This is a genomic window from Bacillus paranthracis, from assembly GCF_024296885.1.
GTDB lineage: Bacteria > Bacillota > Bacilli > Bacillales > Bacillaceae_G > Bacillus_A > Bacillus_A paranthracis.
The window spans coordinates 4,712,383-4,730,867 of the sequence record NZ_CP101135.1; the positions used below are offsets into that span (position 1 = coordinate 4,712,383).

The 18,485-nt window shown below is 37.1% G+C and carries 20 protein-coding genes; 3 read left to right on the top strand and 17 right to left on the bottom strand.

What is annotated here, in order from left to right; translation table 11 throughout:
* Positions 1-126: 126 nt before the first annotated feature.
* Positions 127-774, top strand: coding sequence for a phosphatase PAP2 family protein (locus NLJ82_RS24530; protein ID WP_000713753.1), 648 nt, complete (start codon positions 127-129; stop codon positions 772-774).
* A gap of 56 nt (positions 775-830) precedes the next feature.
* Here NLJ82_RS24530 and NLJ82_RS24535 read toward each other — a convergent pair whose 3' ends face one another.
* From NLJ82_RS24535 to NLJ82_RS24595, 13 genes are all read right to left on the bottom strand, one after another.
* Positions 831-1,844, bottom strand: a complete 1,014-nt coding sequence (locus tag NLJ82_RS24535; RefSeq protein ID WP_254754602.1) for a PTS sugar transporter subunit IIC — start codon at positions 1,842-1,844, stop codon at positions 831-833.
* A gap of 22 nt (positions 1,845-1,866) precedes the next feature.
* Positions 1,867-2,817 (bottom strand): L-lactate dehydrogenase, encoded by a 951-nt coding sequence (locus NLJ82_RS24540; protein ID WP_000820657.1) that lies wholly within the window; start codon positions 2,815-2,817, stop codon positions 1,867-1,869.
* Between the two features lie 246 nt (positions 2,818-3,063).
* Positions 3,064-3,312 (bottom strand): spore coat protein, encoded by a 249-nt coding sequence (locus NLJ82_RS24545; protein ID WP_001002987.1) that lies wholly within the window; start codon positions 3,310-3,312, stop codon positions 3,064-3,066.
* Between the two features lie 13 nt (positions 3,313-3,325).
* Positions 3,326-3,511, bottom strand: coding sequence for a hypothetical protein (locus tag NLJ82_RS24550; protein ID WP_001180555.1), 186 nt, complete (start codon positions 3,509-3,511; stop codon positions 3,326-3,328).
* Positions 3,512-3,657: 146 nt separating this feature from the next.
* The gene (locus tag NLJ82_RS24555; RefSeq protein ID WP_000005488.1) at positions 3,658-4,371 is read right to left on the bottom strand and encodes a CPBP family intramembrane glutamic endopeptidase; all 714 of its coding nucleotides are present in this window, start codon (positions 4,369-4,371) and stop codon (positions 3,658-3,660) included.
* A gap of 419 nt (positions 4,372-4,790) precedes the next feature.
* Positions 4,791-5,078: a DUF2178 domain-containing protein gene (locus tag NLJ82_RS24560; protein WP_000029292.1), complete on the bottom strand. Its 288-nt coding sequence runs from the start codon at positions 5,076-5,078 to the stop codon at positions 4,791-4,793.
* Positions 5,075-5,302, bottom strand: a complete 228-nt coding sequence (locus NLJ82_RS24565) for a helix-turn-helix transcriptional regulator (RefSeq protein WP_000813827.1) — start codon at positions 5,300-5,302, stop codon at positions 5,075-5,077. The genes NLJ82_RS24560 and NLJ82_RS24565 overlap by 4 nt, the downstream gene beginning before the upstream one ends.
* Positions 5,303-5,484: 182 nt before the next feature.
* The gene (locus NLJ82_RS24570; protein WP_000457313.1) at positions 5,485-6,051 is read right to left on the bottom strand and encodes a hypothetical protein; all 567 of its coding nucleotides are present in this window, start codon (positions 6,049-6,051) and stop codon (positions 5,485-5,487) included.
* 98 nt (positions 6,052-6,149) lie between these two features.
* A complete protein-coding gene (locus NLJ82_RS24575; protein ID WP_000074903.1) occupies positions 6,150-6,707 on the bottom strand; it encodes a TetR/AcrR family transcriptional regulator in 558 nt (185 codons plus the stop codon).
* Positions 6,708-6,710: 3 nt separating this feature from the next.
* Positions 6,711-7,433: an MBL fold metallo-hydrolase gene (locus NLJ82_RS24580; RefSeq protein ID WP_001242344.1), complete on the bottom strand. Its 723-nt coding sequence runs from the start codon at positions 7,431-7,433 to the stop codon at positions 6,711-6,713.
* 138 nt (positions 7,434-7,571) lie between these two features.
* Positions 7,572-9,356, bottom strand: coding sequence for an acyl-CoA dehydrogenase FadE (locus NLJ82_RS24585; RefSeq protein WP_000416279.1), 1,785 nt, complete (start codon positions 9,354-9,356; stop codon positions 7,572-7,574).
* 142 nt (positions 9,357-9,498) lie between these two features.
* On the bottom strand, positions 9,499-10,671 hold the full coding sequence (locus NLJ82_RS24590) for an acetyl-CoA C-acetyltransferase (RefSeq protein ID WP_001206325.1): 1,173 nt from the start codon (positions 10,669-10,671) through the stop codon (positions 9,499-9,501).
* A gap of 21 nt (positions 10,672-10,692) precedes the next feature.
* Positions 10,693-13,074, bottom strand: coding sequence for a 3-hydroxyacyl-CoA dehydrogenase/enoyl-CoA hydratase family protein (locus NLJ82_RS24595; protein WP_000486340.1), 2,382 nt, complete (start codon positions 13,072-13,074; stop codon positions 10,693-10,695).
* A gap of 235 nt (positions 13,075-13,309) precedes the next feature.
* On the opposite strand from NLJ82_RS24595, the gene NLJ82_RS24600 reads away from it, so the two are divergent.
* On the top strand, positions 13,310-13,444 hold the full coding sequence (locus tag NLJ82_RS24600; RefSeq protein ID WP_001096348.1) for a YuzL family protein: 135 nt from the start codon (positions 13,310-13,312) through the stop codon (positions 13,442-13,444).
* Between the two features lie 250 nt (positions 13,445-13,694).
* Entirely contained in the window at positions 13,695-14,534 is an 840-nt protein-coding gene (locus NLJ82_RS24605) for a D-alanyl-D-alanine carboxypeptidase family protein (protein ID WP_000831472.1), read from the top strand.
* 22 nt (positions 14,535-14,556) lie between these two features.
* Here NLJ82_RS24605 and NLJ82_RS24610 read toward each other — a convergent pair whose 3' ends face one another.
* From NLJ82_RS24610 to NLJ82_RS24625, 4 genes are all read right to left on the bottom strand, one after another.
* Positions 14,557-15,474: a proline dehydrogenase family protein gene (locus NLJ82_RS24610; RefSeq protein WP_000436772.1), complete on the bottom strand. Its 918-nt coding sequence runs from the start codon at positions 15,472-15,474 to the stop codon at positions 14,557-14,559.
* Between the two features lie 310 nt (positions 15,475-15,784).
* On the bottom strand, positions 15,785-16,030 hold the full coding sequence (locus tag NLJ82_RS24615) for a YusU family protein (RefSeq protein ID WP_001290594.1): 246 nt from the start codon (positions 16,028-16,030) through the stop codon (positions 15,785-15,787).
* Between the two features lie 47 nt (positions 16,031-16,077).
* Complete coding sequence (locus NLJ82_RS24620) at positions 16,078-16,380, bottom strand: MTH1187 family thiamine-binding protein (RefSeq protein WP_001018862.1); 303 nt, start codon at positions 16,378-16,380, stop codon at positions 16,078-16,080.
* 77 nt (positions 16,381-16,457) lie between these two features.
* Positions 16,458-18,458 (bottom strand): methyl-accepting chemotaxis protein, encoded by a 2,001-nt coding sequence (locus tag NLJ82_RS24625; RefSeq protein WP_000946343.1) that lies wholly within the window; start codon positions 18,456-18,458, stop codon positions 16,458-16,460.
* Between the last annotated feature and the right edge of the window lie 27 nt (positions 18,459-18,485).

The following is an 18,485-nucleotide window of genomic DNA, read 5'->3' on the forward strand; positions in this document are numbered from 1 at the left end:
TTTTCAGTCAAGTGACAAAAACGTAAGGTTCATTCAAGAAAATGTAAGTAAAATCGATAGCCCAAATTGCGTTTCTATATTATAATCAATTGAATTTACTTACATTACTAAACATAGGAGATTATCATGAAGAAATTTAAACTTTCATCTTTTCTTCCGTTAAGTTATATACTTCTACTCGTACTCGTAAGTCCCCTTTACGATGTATTAAATAAATCGACTGTACACGCAGTAGATGTCACAACTGTAGTAGATGATTGGATTCCATTTGTGAAAGCATTTATTATTCCTTATTTAATTTGGTTTCCTTACTTATACGGCGCACTTATTTATTACTGCTTTGCAGATCGAAAACAATATTATGTCACTTTAAGTAGTATCATTCTTGGAAAACTTGCTTGTTTTTCTATTTATTATTTTTGGCAGACAACTGTACCACGTCCAACCGTTGTTGGATCAGACGTGTTTTCCGAACTAGTCCGCTATATTTATAGTATCGATCAACCGGTAAACTGTTTCCCAAGCATTCACGTTCTTACTACATTTGTCATTATGCTAGCTGCCTTTAAACGTAGAGAACAACATGCTTTTGAATATTACATCCTTACCTTCTTCGGTACGCTTATTATTTTATCAACGCTATTTACGAAGCAACATGCATTTGTAGACGCCATTTCTGGAATGACGCTTGCAAGCACACTTTACTTCGGCGTTCAGCTGTTATTAGCAAAAGAAACCGTACGTGTTCCAGTAAAACAAAATCATAAAATGTAAAAAGCAGACTGTGGCTTCTCAGTCTGCTTTTCTCTATATAAAAGGAGATTTTTAAGTTAGGATTGCGGTACAGTCATATCACCAGAGTGAATACGACCTGCTTTTTTAAGAGCAATGTAAAGTATATAAGAAACAGCTACTGGAATGACGATATAAGTGATTACCATCGCTGGGACAACTTCCCATCCTTCGCTGGAAATTAAATTAATTGGTGCGATAAGAGAACTTAATCCAAGACCTGCAATTTCTTTTCCTGCTTCCAGTTGGAAAATTAATGCGGATACTGGACCAACTATTGCACTGGCGACGACAGTTGGGACGAGAATTATCGGATTTTTAGTAATATTTGGCAACTGTACTTTCGGAGTACAAAGTGCTTGAGCTAATATGCCACCTAAATTATTTTCTTTCGCTGAGATGACAGAGAATCCGATAAACTGAGCAACGCAGCCTGCAAGAGCAGCACCACCTGCAACACCGTCTAAGCTAAGTGCGATCGCTAACGCAGCTGATGAAGCTGGTGAGATAAGTAATAGTCCCCAAACGACTGCAATGACGATAGAAGCGATAAACGGGCTACCAGCTGAACTATCTTTAATGAATGCTCCAACTGCATTTAAAACAGGAGTAATATTATGAGATAACCAAATACCGACTAAACCAGAACCTAATATTGCCGCAAATGGAACGAGCATCATATCTAACGCAGTTTTTCCACTTAAACGTTTACCAATATATACAGCTAAAGTCGCTGTTAATAATGCACCGATTGGCTCACCTGTTTTAATGATTAGACCTGCTTCAGTAATTGAAATGGATCCGGCACCAATTGCTCCAGCTACCATAGCTGAGAAGATTACAAGTCCATTTGCACCGAGCATAAAAGCAATTCCAGCACCAATGGCTGGTGCCATAAGTGATTTTGCAACAACTCCGATTGTAATAAGCAACGGAATATCAACAATTCTTCCTATATTTTCGATTAGTAAACCAATTCCAAGGGATACGAAAATACCTTGTGCGATTCCAGCTGATGCTTTAAATACACGAGACATTATATATTCCTCCATTTGTTTCACCTTCTCCTATAAGTTAGTAGCCAATTGTTTTCATATAATCACGTAAAATGTCGTTTGATTTTGCGAATCGAGATTCTTCATCCTCTGTTAAATTTAGTTCTACAATTTCTCTTATACCATCTCTAGTAATAATAGCTGGCACTCCTGTACAAATATCATATTCACCATACTCACCATCTAAAATGGCTGATACAGCAATGACACGGTGATCATCGTTAAAGATTGAGTTTGCAATATATGCTAGAGAATTTCCGATTCCGTAATAAGTAGTACCTTTTCGTTTATAAATTTCCCATCCGGCTTTTGCAGTCTTCTCAACGATTTCATCTAAATCTATTTCACCAAATCGTTCTTTTTGTTCTTCTAATATTTGCAGAATTGGTTTTCCACCAACAGTTACGTGTGACCAAGCAACCATTTGAGAATCACCATGTTCTCCTAATGAATACCCATGAATACTACGAGGATCTACATGTAACATTTCAGATAAAATTGTTCGTAAGCGAGAAGAATCTAGTGATGTACCAGTACCGATCACACGATTTCTAGGTAATCCAGATAATTTCCACACTTGATATGTAATAATATCAACTGGGTTTGATGCAAGTAAGAAAATACCATCAAATCCACTTTCCATTACGCCGCCAACAACACTTTCCATAATCTTCGCACTCGCTCCTAAAGTATCTAAGCGACTTTGCCCTGGTTTTGGCGCTGGTCCTGCTGTAATAATAACGATATCCATATCTTTGCAGTCTTCATAGCTTCCTGCATATACTTTTGTTCTTGTATTTGTAAAGTTAATGCAGTGCGATAAATCCATCGCTTCCCCAACTGCACGTTCATGATTTATATCAATTAATAATAGCTCTTCGCAAATGCCTTGATTGACAATCGAATATGCACAACTTGATCCAACTAATCCAGTACCGATAATTGCAATTTTTCTTGTATGTCTTTTCATAGCCATCTCTCCTAATTGATCATATAATCTATTTCTTTTGTTCCTTACACTCCTAATTATAGAGGTTCCCACGATAGAAACCATGGATACTTTGTGAAATATTGAGCAAAGTTTTTGTCCTTTTTGTGAATTGTTATATTCCATTTTCGTCATATTTGTTACAACTGGAAAAATATTTATTATGTATTTATTGACATATACAAAAAGAAAACGAGCGAATCCATATTCACTCGTTTTTTCATCCTATTATTCAGCACTTAATTGACTCTTTAATTGCTGCACAATCATCGGATTCGCAGGTGCCGCTGGCTTGTAATAACTCTTTTGCTTTGCATACTCATACATATTACGTTGGCGCATTTCATCTTGATTACGAATTTGGATTAACGTTTGGTGTAACTGTTCATTATCAGACTGAGCAATATAATTTGCATAACTTGTTAAACTTGCATTTAATCCTGCTAAATAATCATTTACCATATCTTTTTCATTCATGTTCTGCTTCCTCCTATCCTAGAAAAGTCATTAATTGTTGCTTCGTATTTCGTGCATCTTGCGCATCTTTTTGTAGCATTTGTTTCAGTTGTGGATCTGTACACGTCTGTGCATACTGCTCCAATTTGTTAATAATTGTTGCGTGTCCACCAATTAAATGACGTAAGTTTTCTACTTCAAGCTCTGTTAAATTTTGCATGGAATACTCCTACCTTTCTTTATTCATTCACTGTTAGTATTTAGCTATTTTTTGATTGTATACATGAATTAACTTTTTCACGTGCATACAAAATAAAAGATGAATAGCTAAGCCATTCATCTTTTATACTGGTTATGTATTCATTTTTATAGAGATACGATCATACTTAAACTCACAAGTAAGTTCCATACAATGTGTAAAATAATACTAGGTATAATAGATTGCGTCTTTTTGTATAACATTGCAAATACCATTCCCATAATCGTTGCCGTAATTAGAAGACCTCCATGAAGAATTCCAAAAATGAAGGAAGAAATAATGATACTAACTAAAAAATTATATCTCTTTTCTAAAAATCGATATAAAATACCTCGAAATAGAATTTCTTCTTTAACCGGTGTAATGATAGCAACACTTAAAACATATATAATACTTTGTATGCTATTTTGAAGGCTTAAACTCCCTAATTGTTCCTTTTGTTCTACTGCACTTTCAAAACTAAACACATGTAACATTAAATATTGTGATACTGCAATGATAATAAAACCAATGAATAGATATAAATATGTCTTCCCACTCTTCAAAACGGATAAATCCCAAATAGATTTAATAAAATGAAGAACCGGTTTATAAGCTAATAAAACGATAGCAACAACAGATGCATCGAATAAGAGCAAATAATATCCTTCTAATTTAGTACTTAATGCTTCTTCTCCATAAATCCCAAAGGCTAAACCAAGGAATAATCCTCCTAGGAGTGAAATCCCTATAATCATTGCTATCATTACAAATAGATTTTTATATGTTATATTCTCTATTTTTCTTTCCACACTATACGATTCTAACACTGTTTCACTCACAGTATCCCTCCAGTTATTCTCATTTATCTCATTAAAATCCTTTAATTTAAATATAAAGATAATATAACAAATTTTACTAAAAGAATAATATGCAATTTTACATATTATAAAAACTTTATATTTTATAGTTTTAAGAATAGAATTGCTATGCAATAATTATTGTATGAAATTTCAAAAAACAATTCCTATCCACCATAACCCTCGCATCATATAAAACTTATTAGTTAAAGGAGCAATAAACATGAAAACACATGACTTCCTTACAGAAATCCAGAAGGGCTCTGAGCCTAGTCCATATCAAGATCCTATCGTATTCAGTTTCGTTTGCTTTTTCTTAGCAATATATACATTTTTCAAACCTGCAAAATAATATCATTTAACAAGAAAAAGCCTCTAAACCACTAGAGGCTCTTTCTCATCTAATATCTTCTTTTCAAAACTACAATAGTTAGAGCATACGAACAAAGCACTCCAGCTAATAAACATGCATTTGCTAATTTATACTGTTCGCCTGTTAACGAATATAGATTCCCTATTAAAAAGATAACTAAATATAGAAGTAAAAATACAAATAATGAAATTTTAGCGGCATTTCCTGTAATATGCTCGCCTCTTTCATCTTCCCCCTCATTCTTCTGAAAACGTGTGGAATATAAAACACCTATTAGTCCCGCTACTGAGATTATGATCCCTATTACAATGCTCATTCCATTTCCCCCTCTATTTTATATTGAAAAACTTCATGAAACTCCTTACCTAAAATATGTGCAATTTCAAAAGCTAAAATTAAAGATGGATTGTAACGATTCGCTTCAATTGAGGCGATCGTTTGTCTACTTACCCCTGCTTTGTTCGCTAAATCAGTTTGTGACCAGCGTTTTTCTGCTCTAAGTACAACGAGATTGTTTTGTAAAATTCCACTCTGTTTCATAACCTCTCCTTTTTACAATATTTTCTATATTTTGATTGTAATTTATTTTTAACATGATGTAAACTATTTTTAACATCAATAAAATGAAACTTTAATCCATTCCCCCCCCACCTACCATTCTTTTCGAATCATATGCACTAAAAAACCTTAGAAGCGCTTCTAAGGTTTCCGACTATCCATATTCAAGACACCATACTGATAAGTAACGAAAGAATTAATAATACAACTACCAATCCGCCAGTTAATCGTGCTATAAACTTCTTTTGTGCGCCCGCACTTGAAACAATAAAACGGCAGTATAATATACTACCTACCGCAATAAGAATACATTCCAATATGATACTAATAGCCGGAAATCTCCACAATCCAAAACCAAGCATAGGTAAGTCTCCGTAATTCCCTGGAAGTAACGGCAAATCAGCACGATGCACAAGTAAATCAAGAATCCAATGACTAAAAGCTACAGCACCAACAACAAAACCACTCCGCTTGCCCCAAAATCTCTTCCCCACTACTCCCGCAACAAAAGCAATAAACAGTGCTCCTATTAAAGAGTGTGTGTAATCCGCATGAATGATTGCTTCACCATAACTATTCCTATTAATAGGTTCAATTGTTTCTACCCCTAAAATGTAAAGCGGCAAAAAAATGACATCCAATAATTGTGTGCTTACCATAAGAGCCCAAATTGGTAGTTTAGGTGACTTGGCTTTTACTACTGCTGCTAAGCCAAAATGTCCTGCAAACATTTCACTTCACATCCTTTTGTCATTGTGCCTCCAGCAAACCGCATCCTACTATACAAAAAGCATGATCAGCAACACATTCATGTTGTCTCGCTTCTTATTCACTCTTTCATTCCATGTAATCCTTTAATAAACGTTTCCAATAATACATGTAAACTCGTATCCAGATCTAACGGCAAACCAAATCCACCCTGCTGTTCAATCGACGCAAATCCGTGACAAATGCTTCTAAATCCGCGTGTCGCATGAAGTGCATTCTCTCCTTCTAAGCCGTACTGTCGTAAAACTTGAAGACAAAGCTTTACAATCCCGTCACCTGCTTTTCTTACTTCTTCATCTCGTAAAAAGGTTGCTTCATACAGTCCAGGATGTTTACGTACGAATGCTACATACGCTTCTCCTAAAGCATGAATTGCTTCATCCATATGTTTATCCTCGGCCGCTTCTTCCAGCTTGTTATGCAGCTGTCGTATTCCGTAAATACCAAGATGTTTCCGTACATCTTGTAACCCTTTTACATGATTATATAGTGAGGGAGAACGTATCCCTAACCTTTGCGCTAATGAAGCTAACGTTACTTCTTGTATTCCATTTGCATCTGCAATTTCTGCTGCTGTTTCTACAATTTTCAGTAATGTAAGTCCGATTCTTGGTGACATAAATTAACCCTCTTTCCTACTTTCTATATTCCGCTTCGCTTCTTTAATAGCAAGCTCTATGAAAGCCACTGGATCGTTTATCATTTTTCCATGCCCTGCCGCAAGCAAGGACGGCTCATATTCTCTTAACTTCTCTGCACTTTGTAATGATATGTCTTTACTCCACGTTGCCATCGCCGGAAACGGAAACCAAAATTTCATTTGTCCTGAAACAGCCATACCTCCTCTTGTTTGGAATGCATCCCCGACAATGAGAGCTTTATTTCTTACATCAAGAAACGACATGGAGCCTGGCGTATGTCCCGGTGTCATAATCGCAAGAAGCGATCCAACTCGGTCGCCATCTTCTAATAAAACATTAGGTACCGTTTTTATCTTTTTAGGTACACCGCCTTTTATTGGCGTATTTGGTTCATCCTTTTGTAACGTCGTATCTCCTTCTAACAGCTTTGCGTCTCGCTTAGAAATATAGACTGGAACATGAGGAAGTACTTCCTTTAATGCGTCTAATGCACCGATGTGATCATCATGTGCATGTGTTAATACAATATTCGTAATTGGTTTTCCTATTTTCTCAGCCGCCTGTAAAATCCCTTTTGCGCTATATGGCAAAGCAGCATCAATTAAAGTTAAACCATCTTCTTCCTCCACAAAGTAACAATTTACAGGAAACACTCTTGGCAAAAATGACAATTGATATACCGTTTTTTCATGTATCATTCTCATATTTCCATCTCCCTTTTCACGAAAACTAATGCTATTAGTTTCATTATACTAATGGCATTAGTTTTATGTCACTAAAAATTTCTTTTTTTCAAAAAAAAGAACAGTAGTCGTATAAACGACTACTGTTCTTTAAAGATATTAAACTGTGTAACGCTCATCTTCTAAAATTTTCGCAGCGATTTCACGTTTCTTCGGAATTACGTTAAGTGGTGTATGGCGAGTTAATTTACGTAATGATGATAACATCATGCGTAGCATGTCGCCGTTTTCAACTGCGATAAGTGTTTCTTTCGCATGTGCTTCGATTTCGTTGAATGCTTCTTGGCAGAATACTTCAGTGTATAACACTTTTTGTTTATTCTTTTCAAGACCAGTTGTTTTAATTGCTTTTTCTGTACGAAGAACAGCTGACTCCATTGCGTATAAGTTGCTTACGATGTCAGCGATATTCACAAGAATTTCTTGCTCTTTATCTAATGCTTTACCGTATTTTTGAGCAGCTAATCCAGCTACCATTAAGCCGATTTTCTTCGCGTTATTTACTAAATATTTTTGAAGTGCTAATGGCTCATCGCCTACTTCTTCTGGCATCATCATCATTAACTCTTCTTGTAATTTTTGTGCTTTTTGAAGAAGTGGTAATTCACCTTTCATCGCTTTACGTAAGAACGTACCTGGTACGATTAGGCGGTTAATTTCGTTCGTCCCTTCAAAAATACGGTTAATACGAGAATCACGATACATTCTTTCAATCTCGTACTCTGCCATAAATCCGTAACCACCGTGAATTTGAACACCTTCATCTACTGTATAGTCTAACACTTCAGAACCGAATACTTTATTTAAAGAGCACTCGATTGCATATTCAGCGATAGAAGCTGCTACTGCTTTACCATCTTTTACTTCTTCTTCAGATAATGTGCTCATGCGGCTTTCGAATAAGCCTACTGTACGATATACAGAACTTTCAGCTGCATATGTTTTTGCTGCCATATTCGCAAGTTTCTCTTGAATTAATGGGAAGCGAGCAATTGGTTGTTTGAACTGTTGACGTTGGTTTGCATATTGTGCTGAAATTTCTACTGCACGTTTCGCCGATCCAACTGTACCAACACCTAATTTATAACGACCGATATTTAAAATGTTAAATGCGATAATATGCCCTTTACCGATTTCACCAAGTAAGTTTTCTTTCGGTACTAACGCATCTTCCAAAATTAACGTACGAGTTGAAGAACATTTAATACCCATTTTCTTTTCTTCTGGGCTTGTAGATACGCCAGCGTAGTCTTTCTCTACGATAAATGCTGAGAAGTGCTCTCCATCGATTTTTGCATATACAATAAATACGTCAGCGAATGCAGAGTTTGTAATCCACTGTTTTTCACCGTTTAATACGTAATGTGTACCTTCTGCATTTAAACGTGCAGTTGTTTTTGCGCCTAATGCATCAGATCCTGAACCCGGCTCTGTTAATGCGTATGCAGCTAATTTTTCACCAGTTGCAAGTAATGGTAAATACTTTTTCTTTTGCTCTTCGTTACCGAATAACACGATTGGTAAAGATCCGATACCTACGTGAGCACCGTGAGTAATTGCAAAGCCACCAGCGCGAGAGAATTTCTCTGCGATTAACGCTGAGCTTACTTTATCAAGACCAATTCCGCCGTACTCTTCTGGTACGTCAGCGCCTAATAAACCAAGTTCCCCAGCTTCTTTTAAAAGACGAACAGAACGATCAAACTCATGTTGCTCTAAATATTCAAGCTCTGGAAGAACTTCATTTACGATAAAGTCCTCTGTCGTTTTTGCAATCATTTTATGCTCAGATGAAAAATCTTCTGGCGTAAACACTTGATCAATCGTAATCTCATCTACTAAAAAGCTACCGCCTTTAACCGCATTTCCTACTGTTTTTTCCATGAAAATTTCCTCCTTCATATTTTCATAAGCCGCTTCTTTCATTTCGAAAGAAGCTGGCTCTTCCGTTTATTTTTTATAAACCTTTGTTGCTTCCATTCTTTGCATTGGTGACGTCTCGTTCTGAACGAGCCGCTTCCACTTTTTATAGTAATTCAAACACTCCCGCTGCTCCCATTCCGCCGCCGATACACATTGTTACGATACCGAATTGTTCGTTGCGGCGTTTCATTTCGTGAATAAGAGATAGTGTTAGTTTTGCTCCTGTACAGCCAAGTGGATGTCCAAGTGCGATTGCACCGCCATTTACGTTTACTTTTTCTTCATCTAAACCAAGTTCACGAATAACTTGGATCGATTGAGAAGCGAATGCTTCATTTAGTTCGAATAAGCCAATATCAGATAGCTCTAAGCCAGCTAATTTTAACGCTTTTGGAATGGCAGCGATTGGGCCGATTCCCATTACTTCTGGTGGTACGCCAGCTACTGCAAATGAACGGAATTTCGCAAGTGGTTTCATGCCATCGCTCACTGCTTTTTCACGATCCATTAATAGTACAGATGCTGCGCCGTCACTCATTTGTGAAGAGTTACCAGCTGTTACAGAACCGCGAACGTTAAATGCTGGACGTAATTTACCTAAAATATCTAGCGTCGTTTCAGCTCTTACACCTTCGTCTTGCGTGAAAGTGATTGTTTCTTCTTGCAGTTTGTTATTTGCTCCAACAGTACGTAACGTTACATCTACAGGTACTGTTTCATCAGCAAAGTTCCCTGCAGCTAATGCTTTCGCAGCGCGTTGATGACTTCTTACTGCAAATGCATCTTGCTCTTCACGAGAAATTCCATATTTCACAGCAACTTGCTCTGCTGTATGTCCCATACCCATATAATATTCTGGAGCCGCTTCTACAAGGCGACTATTCGGACGAACGACGTGTCCCATCATCGGAACTAAACTCATTGATTCCGCTCCGCCTGATAATACCGCTTCCGAGTGACCAAGCATAATGCGCTCTGCTCCGTAAGCGATACTTTGTAAACCTGAAGAACAGTAACGGTTAATTGTAATAGCTGGAACATCGTAAGAAAGTCCTGCTAATCCGCCGATATTACGAGCCATATTTAAACCTTGCTCTGCTTCTGGCATCGCACAACCGAAAATTAAATCATCGATTGGTCCTTCATAATTCGCACGCTTTAACGTTTCCTTTACTACTAACGCCCCTAGATCGTCAGGACGAACTGTTTTTAATGAACCCCTCTTTGCTTTTCCAATTGGTGTTCTTGCTCCCGCAACAATGACAGCTTCTCTCATGAACGATATCTCCCCTCGTTATTAGTTACGTAATGGCTTTCCTTTTACAAGCATGTGCTGCATTCTTGCTTGTGATTTCATCTCACTTACTAAGCTAATAAATGCTTCACGTTCTACATCTAATAAATACTGCTCATCAACTTCTGTTCCGTACGGCACTTTTCCGCCCGCAATGACATATGCAAGTTTCTTCGCAATGTGAAGATCGTACTCTGAAATGTAACCAGATAAGTGCATTGCTTCTGCACCAAGTGCAAGTGTTGCATATCCTGTTTCACCAACAACCGGTATCTTTTTACGAATCGGTGCTTTATAACCAGCTTCATATAAAGCAAGTGCTTTCTGTTTCGCATCGTATAGTAAGTGATCACCATTCACACTAATACCATCTTTATCACCTAAGAAGTTATGAGAAATCGCTTCTTGTCCTGAAGTTGAAACTTTCGCCATTGCGACTGTTTCAAACACTTTATTTGCAACTTTTTGCAAGTCAAACTCTACGCCATTTGCCATTTTATTTAAGTGTTTAATGTATAGCTCTTTATTACCGCCTCCGCCAGGGATTAAGCCAACACCAACTTCTACTAAGCCCATATACGTTTCACTAGAAGCTTGAATGCTCGCTGCTGGTAAGCAAACTTCTGTACCTCCGCCAAGCGTCATACCATATGGCGCTGCTACAACTGGCTTAGAAGAGTATTTCATTTTCATCATTGCATCTTGGAAGTTTTTCACAACTAACTCAATTTCAAAGTAGTTGTCGTCTTGTGCTTCCATTAAGATCATTGCTAAGTTCGCACCAACGCAGAAGTTCTTCGATTGGTTACCGATAACAAGACCTTTATAATTCTTTTCTACTTCATCAACAGCGTAGTTAATCATTTGCGTAATATCCATGCCGATTGCATTGCTCTTCGAATGGAATTCTAAGCAAAGGATGCCGTCGCCTAAATCAATTAAGCTCGCTCCACTATTTTTCTTTAATACGCCGTTTTTCGCTTTTAATTGTTTAAGAGAAATGGCCTTTTTATTACGCTCAATTAGCTTATATTCGCCATTATCGTAATAGTAGCTATCTCCGTTATCATGTTTGTAGAAAGTAGTGAAACCTTTCTCTAACATTTCTTTCACCCAAGTCGGAACAACTACGCCGTTTTCTTCCATCTTTTGAACGGACTTTTCAACGCCAATTGCATCCCAAACTTCAAACGGTCCTTGCTCCCAGCCGAAGCCCCACTTCATCGCTTGGTCAATTGCAACGATATCGTCAGCAATTTCTTTATGAAGTTTTGCAGAGTATAAAAGAGTTGGTGTAATGATGTTCCATAACAACTCTCCTGCGCGGTCTTTCGCGTATACAAGCGCTTTCAATTTATTCGATAAACCTTTTTCTTGTTTACTTAACTCGATCGATGCAGCTTTTAATTTTTTGCGAGCTTCGTACTCCATTGTTTCTGGATTTAATTCTAAAATTTCTTTTCCTTGTTTTAAGAAGAAGCCTTGATCTGTTTTGCTTCCAAGCCATTTTTTATCAAGCATGTCATGCATGAAAGCTGGTACTTTAAATACATCGCGCTCTTCTTCTTGTACGTTTTCATATACGTTATTTGCAACGTGTACAAATGTATCTAAACCGACAACATCTAATGTACGGAACGTTGCACTCTTTGGCCGACCAATAAGTGGGCCTGTTACAGAATCAACTTCCCCAATGCTATAGCCGCGTTTTACCATCTCTTGAAGAGTTACTAATAAACCGTACGTACCAATGCGGTTTCCAATAAAGTTTGGTGTGTCTTTCGCGATAACAACGCCTTTTCCAAGAACGTCTTCGCCAAATAGTTTCATGAAGCTTAATACTTGTGGATCAGTTTCTTTCGTCGGTATTACCTCTAGAAGTTTTAAATATCGTGGTGGGTTAAAAAAGTGTGTGCCTAAGAAGTGTTTCTGGAAGTCGTCTGAACGACCTTCTGCCATTTTTTCAACTGAAATGCCTGACGTATTCGAGCTTACGATAGAACCCGGTTTACGAACAGCATCTACTTTTTCAAATAGTTTCTTTTTAATATCTAAGTTTTCAACTACTACTTCAATAATCCAATCTACATCAGCTAGACGCTCAAGGTCATCTTCTAAGTTACCTGCTTCAATCAGTGCTAAATTTCCTTTCACTGTCAGAGGAGCTGGTTTTTGCTTTAATAGTTTTTGTAGTGCCGTATTACTAAAACGATTTCTCACACTTTTATGTTCTAATGTAAGTCCCTTCGCTTCTTCTTCTTTCGTAAGCGCAGGTGGTACAATATCAAGCAATAATGTCGGAATACCAATATTAGCTAAGTGTGCCGCAATTCCTGAACCCATTACGCCTGACCCTAGAACAGCAGCCTTTTTAATTTGGAACATCCAATTCTCCCCCTATTCTTGAATGAATGCTCATTCAATTTTTCGACATAAGTCGCAATCAATGAGTGAGCCTCTACTAATAAATATATGATACTGTTTAAATTTTCGCAATATATTTATTGATAAAATTTTCTGAAATAAATATTTTTCTTTTATTTGCCCATGCTATATATGTATTTTCTTCACTAAAATACACTTTCCCTTTTTATAATCTGACGAAACTGGAGGAATATATATGGCAAAACTTAAGAAGAACCCTTCAAAGGCTGGAATTAGTGCAGCGAGTGTGACTGGAAACGCTGGACCAACTGATCGAGGCGTGGAAAAAGGACGTCAAGGTAATAACCAACAATATAAAGTGAAACTTTAATCAGTGGGGCTTTTGTTCTTCCCCACTGATTATTAGTTGAACCAATCGGGCTTTTATGGGCAGTTGACCTCCCACCTAACCTCTTTGTTTAAGCCGAATTTTAAGGTGGGAGTCTTACTGCCCGTTAAAGCGGGGTAAGAAGCATAATATGGGCGAAAAATAACGCTATATTTTTGGGCAGAGAACGTGGCATAATGGGTAATGGCTGCTTTTTCTGCCCAATTTATTTGTAACAAATGAGGGAATTATAATGAAACGAACAATAGTTATGATTGTAATGATTGCCACACTATTTACAGGGATGATTTTCTTCTCTTACGCACAAAGACAACAAGCTGTAAGAGCCGATCAACCTAGCATCACTGGGCAATACGGGATTACAATCGATGCAGACACAGGTGAAATTTTGTATGGCAAACGAGAAGACGAACGCTCTTATCCGGCTAGTATAGCCAAAATGATGACAACGCTTCTTTTACTAGAGAATGTAAAAGAGGATGAGGAAATTACAGTTACAGAAAACGCAATTAAAACAGAAAGTCAAAGTAAGAAAATTAAACTTCGTGCTGGGGAAAAGTTAAAACGTGATGAGGCATTAAAACTGATGCTTATCATTAGTGCAGATCCAATAGCTGAATCCATCGCAGAACATATCGCAGGATCAAAAAATGAATTTGTAAAAATGATGAATGCTAGAGCGAAGGAACTCGGTACAAAGCATGCGACTTTCAAAAACGCAAGTGGTGCTGATGCACTAGGAAACAAAGTATCACCATATGACATTGCTATAATTACGAAAGAAGCATTAAAGTACCCAGTTGTTTTAGAATATATGAATTCAACGCGTACAACTCTACATACTTCAGAACGCTCTCCAAAGATTGCAAACTATGGACGAGAAGAACTATATGACGATCCATATGCAATTGGAAGTAAAAGCGGTCTATCAGCACTCGGAAAATATACAGTCGTAACAGTGGATGAGAAAGACGGTAAACGCGTCATTAATGTTGTATTATCTTCTACTCGCAAGCAACTGTATCCTGATACGAAGAAAATGGCACATTACGCATTTCAGCAATTAAAATAACCAAGGAGTATTTTCTCCTTGGTTATTTTTTAACCATACCTTTTAATACGAACGCAACGTTTGCTGGACGCTCTGCTAGACGACGCATGAAGTAGCCATACCAGTCGTTTCCATAAGGTACGTAAACACGCATTTTGTAACCTTCTTTTACTAGCTCAAGTTGACGCTCATTACGAATACCATATAACATCTGGAATTCAAATTGGTCTCTTGGAATGTTGTGTTCTTCGGCAAGTTTTTTCGTATATTCAATAATCGCTTCGTCATGTGAAGCAATTGCAGTATAATTTCCATTTAATAAGTGCATTTTAATAATCTTTTTATAATTGTCATCTACATCTTTCTTGTCCGGGAACGCCACTTCTTCAGGTTCTTTATAAGCCCCTTTTACAAGACGTAAATTAGGATTATAAGCATTTAAGTCCTCAATATCTTTTTCTGTACGATATAGGTAAGCTTGAATAACAGTACCAATATTATCGTACTCAGACTTTAACTGTTTAAAGATATCAATTGTCTTTCCGCAGCGTGTATAATCTTCCATATCAATTGTAACGAACACACCATTTTCTTTTGCCGCTTCTAAAATGCGGCGCATATTGTTCATTACGATTTCATCAGAGATATCTAATCCCATAGAAGTCATCTTTAAAGAAAGTTGCGAATCAAGACCTTCTCTTCCAATTGCACGGATTGCTTCAATCGATTGGTTAGCCATTTCATTTGCTTCCGCTTCATTATCAACGAATTCTCCTAAATAATCGATTGTTACGCAAAGTCCTTGCTTGTTCAATTGTTTAATAGCTGCTGTCGCTAATTCAATTGTCTCCCCTGCGACAAAGCGACCTGCACCAAAGCGTAAACCGTACTTTTTAGCCAGTTTTGTTAGCGCTTTATTTTTAGATAAGAAAAGAAACGAATTTCGCATTAATTGTTCCATGTAATTCACCCCTATGACTTAATTTATCTGTTTTTTACCCCTCTTCAAAATTATATCATTGTTTAAAATTATTGGATACAAATAATTATTTAGATAATTTATAAAATACTATAAAAACATTTAAAACCCTATATTCTCGCTTATAAATATGCCCGAAATATTTTTCGACATTTAGAAAAATAGAGTTTAATAGGCACAAAATAAGCATGTCGAAAATATTCGACATGCTTATAAAATCCTTTATATTCCATGTAAATTATATGAGGATATTAATACAGAAAACTTGAGATTATATTTATCCCAAGTTTTTTTATTGTTCATTTCTCTTTTCTTCATTCAGCCTTTTAATATCAGTAATTAACTGCACCATCTCTTCTTTCGCATCGGGATACGTCTCATTCCAATGCTTCACTAAAGCCGGCATCGTCTTTGCTATGTAAGAATACAGTGCCCACTTCTGTACCTGTTCTTTTCTCTCTTCATTGCTCTCTCCAAGTAATAGTTCCGTGTATTTCTCTAACAACCCGTCAAACTGTTCGTTAAATTTTTCACTCATCTTATTACCTCCTATATGAAAAAAGCAGCGAAGATCGCTGCTTTTCTTTATAATTTTGATCGAACAGAGTTTAATTTTTTCTCCATTGTGCTTACTTTATCACGACGATCATCGATACGAATTGTTGTTGCAACGCGCTGTGCACCTTTCGTATATGGAACTTCATGCATTTGTTGAATAACTTCTAGAATGACAGGAAGATCTCCTTCAATAACTGTATTCATTGGTGTTAATTGATACTTCACGCGATCTGCATTTTTCTCTAACACCTTTTGTACTTCTGCTACATATTCACTAACACTTGGATTACCTGTTCCTACTGGAATAATCGATACGTCAACAATTGCCATAGTAGTCTTCCTCCTATAATTGCTTCTTATATATCCATTGTCTATTTTACCGAAATACTCATCATTTTACTAATTTGTTATTCCTCTATTTTAAACTGCTCAACCAATCTTTCCAAGTCTCTCATATGCTCCGTCAAGCTTTCCATCGTATGAGCCACCTTTTCTAGATGATTCACTTGTGATTCAGTTGCAGCATTTACTTCTTCCGAAACAGCTGCACTTTCTTGACTCGTACCAGCAATTGTATGCATGACCGCTGTAATTTCTCCTTGCTCGTGACCGATGTTATGTACCTCTTCTACAATTTGTTCCACTGAAGTACTAATCGTATTTACAACTGACATAATTGTACGGAATTCCGTTTCTGCCTCTGTCGTAACTGTATTTTGTATATCCGCGATATCTTTCAATTTACTTACAACTTCTACAACTCGCCTTACCTCTACTTGTACATCACCAATCATCGTTGCAATTTCTACTGTTGCTTCTTTTGATTGTTCCGCTAATTTTCGAACTTCTTCAGCAACAACAGCAAAACCTTTACCTTGTTCGCCTGCACGTGCCGCCTCGATTGAAGCATTTAAAGCAAGTAAATTCGTTTGATCCGAAATCCCCTTTATAAGCTCTACCACATTTTGAATCGAGCCAACTCTTTGTTCTAACTTTCCGGATGCTTCCTCTGTATGAACAACAATCGAAGATGATTGACCCCTTGTACGAACTAAATTACGCATCGTATTTAGCCCTTGCTTAGATGCCTCTTCCGCTTTGCCAGCCACCCCTTTTATTTCACCAACAGAGTTATTCATTTGTTCCACTGACTGCGCCATATTCTCAAGCTGCTCTGAAACTTCATCTACACTATTAGCAAGCGTAGAAGCTCCTCCGCTCACATCATCCATTGCCCCTGATACTTCTCTACTAGCGGCTACAGTTTCATTCGTTAAATAATGTAGATTATTCGTTGATTGTTGCACGGTTGATACACTATTTTTAATTTTGCTTACCATTTCATTCATTTGTTCAACCATATGATTAAAATGGTTCGTCAGTTCTCCAACTTCATCCTTACTTGTCACTTTCATTTGCAACGTTAAATCACCTTCTGCTACTTTTTGAACGTGATTCGTTAATAATTGCAGTGGTCTTGCTAATCTTCGTGAGAACAAGTATGAAGCTACGATTCCAACGAATAGGCTAATACATGCCATTATAATGACTGTATTTCTCGTACTATGTAATAGCCCATCAATTGTTTCTTTCGGATAAAAAATTCCTATCTTCCATTTCATCAAATCAAATGACTGACTATATGCAACTACCTCTTCACCTTTTAATGTAGTGACAGCATATTTTGTTACATCTTTATTTAAACTCTGCACAAGTGGCTCTTTCGAAACATCTTTCCCTATCTTTTCCGGGTAAACAAGAGCCATATTTTTATCATTTATAATAAACATTTCTCCGCCGTTATTGTATTGAATATTATGAAGTAATTTCTGAATTGTTCCGAGCGATACATCCATCGCCACAACACCTAATACAGATCCATCGTGAGCTGTAATTGCTTTAGAAACTCCCACGCTTAACTTACCTGTTGCAATTTCATACATAGGTTGTCCCCAGTGAACCGTTTTCACATCAGCTTCTGAGTCTTTATACCAAGGTCTTGTCGTTGGATCATATCCCTCTGGCACTTTTCCACCTTCAGCAAGATTGGCACTTAATGTTTTTTTATCTTTCGTACCAATATATAAGTCTAAAATGCCTGGATGATTTTTTTTATACTCCGAAAACTCTTTCGTCAAAAATGCTTCCTCTTCTGGAGTAACTCCGTCTTGAAGCATATTACGAATCATCTCACTGTTCGCATAATACCCCATATCTTCATCCGTTCTTTGAACAAATGTCGTAAGTTGCTCTGTCACAAGATCCATCGTATTTTGAGAATACTGGTCTAAGGAGCGCACTTCCTTCTCTTTCTGTAATTGATACATAGCTGTACCTAATATTACGAACATCATAGAAATAAGTACCGAAAATACTACCGCAATTTTTAAACGTAAACTTCTTAACATATCCCCCAAAGCATCCCGATACGATAA

What these genes read in the sequence shown, in the direction of transcription:
- NLJ82_RS24560 (WP_000029292.1), bottom strand. Translation starts at nt 5,078, where the DNA reads ATGAGCATTGTAATAGGGATCATAATCTCAGTAGCGGGACTAATAGGT.
- NLJ82_RS24605 (WP_000831472.1), top strand. Translation starts at nt 13,695, where the DNA reads ATGAAACGAACAATAGTTATGATTGTAATGATTGCCACACTATTTACA.
- NLJ82_RS24600 (WP_001096348.1), top strand. Translation starts at nt 13,310, where the DNA reads ATGGCAAAACTTAAGAAGAACCCTTCAAAGGCTGGAATTAGTGCAGCG.
- NLJ82_RS24550 (WP_001180555.1), bottom strand. Translation starts at nt 3,511, where the DNA reads ATGCAAAATTTAACAGAGCTTGAAGTAGAAAACTTACGTCATTTAATT.
- NLJ82_RS24620 (WP_001018862.1), bottom strand. Translation starts at nt 16,380, where the DNA reads ATGGCAATTGTTGACGTATCGATTATTCCAGTAGGAACAGGTAATCCA.
- NLJ82_RS24565 (WP_000813827.1), bottom strand. Translation starts at nt 5,302, where the DNA reads ATGAAACAGAGTGGAATTTTACAAAACAATCTCGTTGTACTTAGAGCA.
- NLJ82_RS24575 (WP_000074903.1), bottom strand. Translation starts at nt 6,707, where the DNA reads ATGTCACCAAGAATCGGACTTACATTACTGAAAATTGTAGAAACAGCA.
- NLJ82_RS24535 (WP_254754602.1), bottom strand. Translation starts at nt 1,844, where the DNA reads ATGGAGGAATATATAATGTCTCGTGTATTTAAAGCATCAGCTGGAATC.
- NLJ82_RS24570 (WP_000457313.1), bottom strand. Translation starts at nt 6,051, where the DNA reads ATGTTTGCAGGACATTTTGGCTTAGCAGCAGTAGTAAAAGCCAAGTCA.
- NLJ82_RS24610 (WP_000436772.1), bottom strand. Translation starts at nt 15,474, where the DNA reads ATGGAACAATTAATGCGAAATTCGTTTCTTTTCTTATCTAAAAATAAA.
- NLJ82_RS24615 (WP_001290594.1), bottom strand. Translation starts at nt 16,030, where the DNA reads ATGAGTGAAAAATTTAACGAACAGTTTGACGGGTTGTTAGAGAAATAC.
- NLJ82_RS24595 (WP_000486340.1), bottom strand. Translation starts at nt 13,074, where the DNA reads ATGTTCCAAATTAAAAAGGCTGCTGTTCTAGGGTCAGGCGTAATGGGT.
- NLJ82_RS24625 (WP_000946343.1), bottom strand. Translation starts at nt 18,458, where the DNA reads ATGTTAAGAAGTTTACGTTTAAAAATTGCGGTAGTATTTTCGGTACTT.
- NLJ82_RS24580 (WP_001242344.1), bottom strand. Translation starts at nt 7,433, where the DNA reads ATGAGAATGATACATGAAAAAACGGTATATCAATTGTCATTTTTGCCA.
- NLJ82_RS24545 (WP_001002987.1), bottom strand. Translation starts at nt 3,312, where the DNA reads ATGAATGAAAAAGATATGGTAAATGATTATTTAGCAGGATTAAATGCA.
- NLJ82_RS24540 (WP_000820657.1), bottom strand. Translation starts at nt 2,817, where the DNA reads ATGAAAAGACATACAAGAAAAATTGCAATTATCGGTACTGGATTAGTT.
- NLJ82_RS24585 (WP_000416279.1), bottom strand. Translation starts at nt 9,356, where the DNA reads ATGGAAAAAACAGTAGGAAATGCGGTTAAAGGCGGTAGCTTTTTAGTA.
- NLJ82_RS24530 (WP_000713753.1), top strand. Translation starts at nt 127, where the DNA reads ATGAAGAAATTTAAACTTTCATCTTTTCTTCCGTTAAGTTATATACTT.
- NLJ82_RS24590 (WP_001206325.1), bottom strand. Translation starts at nt 10,671, where the DNA reads ATGAGAGAAGCTGTCATTGTTGCGGGAGCAAGAACACCAATTGGAAAA.